Source organism: Xenorhabdus sp. PB30.3, from assembly GCF_963895965.1.
GTDB classification, from domain to species: domain Bacteria; phylum Pseudomonadota; class Gammaproteobacteria; order Enterobacterales; family Enterobacteriaceae; genus Xenorhabdus; species Xenorhabdus stockiae.
On record NZ_CAWQMW010000070.1, the window covers coordinates 1 to 3,344 of the forward strand.

The 3,344-nt window shown below is 38.5% G+C and carries 2 protein-coding genes; both read left to right on the forward strand.

Annotated elements, in window-relative coordinates; translation table 11 throughout:
• Positions 1–1,040: 1,040 nt before the first annotated feature.
• Positions 1,041–2,240 (forward strand): SIR2 family protein, encoded by a 1,200-nt coding sequence (locus tag AACX38_RS05405; protein ID WP_228865850.1) that lies wholly within the window; start codon positions 1,041–1,043, stop codon positions 2,238–2,240.
• Positions 2,237–3,238: an ATP-binding protein gene (locus AACX38_RS05410; protein ID WP_228865851.1), complete on the forward strand. Its 1,002-nt coding sequence runs from the start codon at positions 2,237–2,239 to the stop codon at positions 3,236–3,238. Before AACX38_RS05405 ends, AACX38_RS05410 begins: the two co-directional genes overlap by 4 nt.
• The last annotated feature ends 106 nt before the right edge of the window (positions 3,239–3,344 follow it).

The window sequence follows — 3,344 nt, forward strand, 5'->3', positions numbered from 1 at the left end:
AGGGGCAACTAACTCCCGAATAAATTCGAAATCCAGGGCGGCATCGACTTGACGGACTAAATGATGTTGAGGCACAAGCGCATCGAGCGAGAGTGTTTCGGGCGGGAAAGTCTGGGGAGGGGGTATTCTTAACATGGCGGCAAGCTCCGTCGGGTGAACGGAATTTGATTAAATCAAAGTGCCGGATAAAAAACCAGCACTTTGTCAGTAATCTGAGGGAGGCGGATGCCTCCCTTTTTTGGGTCATGCTCACAACATCTAATTATTGGGAGTATGACCAGATAACAGCTTTTCCCTTATCTGTCGTTTGCAACTTTTCGAAAAGACGATCAAGAAAGTCACGCTTAGACTCTTCATCTGGCCACGCTGAAACAAAACTATTAGAAATATGTGATGCCAAGAGAAATTTTCGAAGAGCATTTCTCTTCCAGTAAGACTTGAGCACAGCCTCATAAGTTAGTTCAATCAGGCGGGGGTGATTTGTGTAGCCAAAACAGAATTTTCCTCTCTATGTATTGTATTTTGCGCACCATAAAATGTGCGAAATGGATTTACATTATGATTTGGCTGAATATTATGCCAGTGCTTTATTAAAATATCTGAGAATGAAACAACAATAATAGAGAAGAGTTTTGATATTTTCCAATGTCCACTTTGGCACAAAGCCGACAGTCTGATTAGATTTCTCTCAGGTCATCATTAGTGTCAGACCGAGTCTTAGTCGGTACACATTATCCTAAACCTATTGGTATTTTTTCGATTTGAGATATGACGATTTCACAATCAAAATAAAGTCAGTACGCTAAATGTTTTAGCTCTCTATGAAGCAGTTGCGACTATTGTGTTAGGAGTTATTAAGATATCCGAATAACTCATTTTATGCCCCAATATCTTATATGCTTTAGCTTTTGTTTTTGACCAAATTTAGCTAATGGATCAATATTTATTAAGCTTTGTGTCTGTGTGGCCAACCTGTATTTTCTGATTCGGTGGCTATTCAGTCTTTCTATCGACATGACTTATGCTTGGAAATAGATTAAATGACTGCTGAATTTAACTTACATCAAATCTACGATCATAACCTGAACTTTCTTATTGGTGCTGGTGCTTCACATGGTTTTCTACCGACGTTAGCACTAGAGATGAAGCTAGATGGTAGTAAGTGCACATTCGAGACACTTGCAAAGAAATATGAAAACAACAAAGACATGACAACACTACTGTTCATGTTGTACTACCGAGAATGTATTAAGCCTGGTTTACCTTTAATTCCAGCTAGAGATACTCCTACTTCTCTTAGACTGCCAGATAAAGAAAGTGTTATTCAAGAATATAAGCGGTTCATGACTACTTTGATTCACGTCTTAAACAAGCAAAAACCGTCAGCCAAAAAAGCAAATATTTTCACAACTAACTACGATAATTGCTTTGAAATTGTTAGCGAAGAATTGATGGCAGAAAGAACATCTCAGTTCAACGTTAATGATGGTAGCACTGGTTTTCAAGCGCGTACTTTCCACACAAAAAATTTCAATAACCGTATCGTAAATAAAGGCGTGTTTGACCGCCACGAACAGTTTCTTCCTCAAGTAAACCTTCTGCATGCTCACGGCTCAGTACATTGGATGAAAGGCAAAAAAGATGGGGATATTGAACTTAATTACGGTACTAGCTGCTATAACATAGAATTCAATCAAGACGAAAATAATATTCTAGATGCCTGCAAAGTGATTCTTGATGATACAAATAAATCGCTCAATGACCTGAGTGAATTTGAACTTAATACAGATTTTACGAAACTTCGTTCTGACCGATTTTGGCAGAACTATGACAAGATGCCTATCGTAAATCCTACAAAGTGGAAGTTTTATGAAACCGTCTTTGAAGAGGCTTACTATCAGATTCTTCGTCACCTCAGTTATGAGCTTGAACGCCCTAATTCAGAGTTAATTGTTTTCGGCTTCTCTTTTGCCGACGAGCACATTCTCAGTCTTGTACAGCGAGCATTGTCTAATCCGTCATTAACCATGTACGTAATGTGCTATGACAAATCAACGAAATACAGGATGTCAGAAATATTCAAAGAGTACCCAAATGTTAAGTTGATTTACTCCGAAGATAGCAAATTAGATTTTAAGCTTTTCAATGATGAATACTTCACGATAAATAAACTAAACAAACCTATGTCTGAAGAAACCATGAAACTAATTCCTAAAGCTGTCGTTGGTGGTGTCAAATGAGTATCGCAATTGGTGAAGTAATTTCAGTTAAAGGTATTAATATCACCGTAACACTATACGAAGAGTCCAACAAAGAGGCGTTGTTCTATAACGGTGAAAAATTCAACGGCGTATCGATCCACGAGTTCATTTTGATTCGTCGTGGGTTCAAGGATATCGTTGCCAGAGTTCAAGGCGAATACCTAGATGAACGCCTAAAAGACGAAGAGAACGACTGCTATATCCGTAAAGTTGAGTTAGTACCAATTGGGTATTTCCAGTTCAATGAATTTCATGAAGGCACAAAACACCTGCCAATGATCCGTGATATCGCGTATTTAATGAGTGACACTCAGGTTAAATCTATCTTTGGAAAGCCTGATGACAACTTCGTTGTCGGTGAAACGCTTACTGAAGAAATACCTATATCGCTACCTTGGGTAAAGCTATTCAACACTCATATAGGAATTTTCGGCAATACCGGTAGTGGCAAATCTAATACGCTGACTAACATATACACAACGCTATTTCGCAATAAGCTGGACAAGCTCATAAACAAGAGTCACTTTGTTGTTATCGACTTTAATGGAGAGTACACAAATAACCAGTTAATACCAGAAGGCGATCATAAGAAGGTATACCAATTAGATACTCGCAATGATGATGGCGATAAATTTCCACTCACTAGCGGTTATGTTCAGTTCGACCATATCCAACCTCTACTAAAGAGAGTAGAAGCGTCATTGACAGCACTAGATCGTGTGTTTGACGTTGGAAAAGAAAAACCAGCAAACATGCTATTGTCAGTGATATCACTTCGAAGGACTAACCAAGAAATTAAGAAGGTTATGCCACTTTTGCTTGCTAAGTTTTATTATAGTGAACACAAGCAGCAGGTTATGAACCAGAGTCCACCAGAGCAAACATTCCACATGATAATTGATGAAGCTCATAACATACTGTCGACCCAATCGAGTCGCGAAAGTGAGAGTTGGAAGGATTATCGTTTGGAGCTATAGCAGAATCATATTAATATGACATAATAGCTGGATTCATATGACAAAGGATAAAGTGAGATGGGCTATAGTCTGGATTTTCGAAAGCGAGTACTGGCATATAAAGACA